Raw genomic sequence first — 1,160 nt, forward strand, 5'->3', positions numbered from 1 at the left:
TTAGTGATCAAAATCGCTTTTTATAATTTAGGGAACTTAGAATACAAGTTCAATGTTTTAACTCATTAAAGAGATCCCCAAATAGCCTTTCCACCAGTGTGACCAGTTTTGTTATGAATTTCTCTGTTAACTAATTGCAAAATGCCTCTTTTTTCGTGGTGATGCCAAACATAACCTCTTGGTGTTTTTCCTGCCTTTATATCCTTAATTTGATTTTCATTGAATTTACTTCTAATACCAGACTTATTTTGAATTGCATTCAATAGCCTTTCATTTGCATATTTAAATTGTTTTCTATTTGATGCTTTCCAAAGTGTTTTTGGAAGGGAGAGTTGATACAGTTGAGAAAAAATAGGAAAACCATTTGAAGAAAATTTCACATTGGTAACAGGATGCCTTTTTCCAGCTAAGTGTCCATTTCTTACTATAATCTTTTTTGTTGTCTTTTTTAAAAATTGCTTAACAAAAATCTTTTGTCCAACTCGAGATACTACAGGAACTAAAACAGGAATTAACCACGCAGGAGCTATAGAAGAGCTATATGCAATATCATCAGTTGGCGTATTCATATCTTCATAAGCCATTTGAGGATAGTTTGCCAAATTATCAGTATCGTCATACTGAAGTTCTCCAGGTGTACTCTTCATATAAAGGGACAAGTTAGGATCATCAAATATTACTTCATCATAAGTAACTAAATTTCCTGATTGGTATGTATAACCTGACAAGTACCCAGTGCGTATGTTACTAGAATTAGAAGCTGCTGACGTATCATCTTCATAAGACCAAAAGCTGTCAGCTTCTGTTTCAAAAGCCTCTAAAGTGTTAGCTGACGCCCTGTTTCTCTCTGCTGCAAAAGGAAGAGTAGCACTTAAAAACAGAATTACAGAGAGAAATAAGCACATGTTTTTGTAAAACCGATTCATATTTTCACCTCATAATTTCATAATCAAACACAATCATACAATAAAACGGTAAAAAAGGAATATGTTTTTTACATATATTTTCCTTTTGAATAACTAATAACCATATATGTTCATTTTTATATTACATATGATTCTGTTGTATAATGATGAAAAATGAAGAGAATAGGAAGTGATTTAATGAAGATATGGAGAAATGAACCCGATGACATGTACAAATTACGAGATTTGAATGAA

Annotated in this window: 1 protein-coding gene; it reads right to left on the minus strand. The window is 32.0% G+C overall.

What is annotated here, in order from left to right:
* Positions 1 to 65 precede the first annotated feature (65 nt).
* Entirely contained in the window at positions 66 to 926 is an 861-nt protein-coding gene (locus B1A98_RS20010) for an HNH endonuclease (RefSeq protein WP_041114667.1), read from the minus strand.
* Positions 927 to 1,160: the final 234 nt, after the last annotated feature.

It is taken from the genome of Pseudobacillus badius (genome assembly GCF_002189605.1).
GTDB classification, from domain to species: domain Bacteria; phylum Bacillota; class Bacilli; order Bacillales; family Domibacillaceae; genus Pseudobacillus; species Pseudobacillus badius.

Bases quoted from the DNA above. Each gene is read 5' to 3' on its own strand.
- B1A98_RS20010 (WP_041114667.1), bottom strand. From the start codon at position 926: ATGAATCGGTTTTACAAAAACATGTGCTTATTTCTCTCTGTAATTCTG.